Source organism: Vibrio sp. 1078-1 (assembly GCF_033340475.1).
The window spans coordinates 1-536 of sequence record NZ_JAWOWM010000802.1 but is presented as its reverse complement, the minus strand read 5'-3'; the positions used below and the strand labels follow the sequence as shown (position 1 = coordinate 536).

The 536-nt window shown below is 45.7% G+C and carries 1 protein-coding gene; it reads right to left on the bottom strand.

The features are described 5' to 3' along the window. Positions 1 to 536, bottom strand: a 536-nt coding sequence (gene argS / locus R7190_RS30150; protein ID WP_318138247.1) for an arginine--tRNA ligase, incomplete at both ends; no start/stop codon positions are given.

Below are 536 nucleotides of genomic sequence, written 5' to 3'. Positions count from 1 at the left end.
TCTGCTACTAGAATTGGGCATGCTTCGTAGACGCTTGAGAATTGACCTGCTAGTTCGAATAGGTAGCTACACATGATGTGCGGTTGGCCTTCACGAGCAACAGATTGAACGGCTTCTTCAAATTGTAGAAGTTTAGCGATAAGCGCTTTTTCTTTTTCGTCAGTGATTTGGATATCACCTTGAAGTTCATCCATCGCTACACCAGCTTTAGCAAAGATAGAGGCAACGCGAGTGTATGCGTATTGCATGTACGGCGCAGTGTTACCTTCAAACGCTAGCATATTGTCCCAATCGAATACGTAGTCAGTAGTGCGGTGTTTAGATAGGTCAGAATATTTAACCGCTGCCATTGCAACTGTTTTAGAGATCTTCTCTTTCTCTTCAGCATCTAGCTCTGGGTTCTTAGATTCGATCAACTGTGCAGCACGAACTTCGGCTTCATCAAGAAGGTCCGCCAAACGAACCGTACCGCCCGCACGAGTTTTGAATGGTTTACCGTCTTTACCAAGCATCATGCCGAAAGCGTGGTGCTCAAG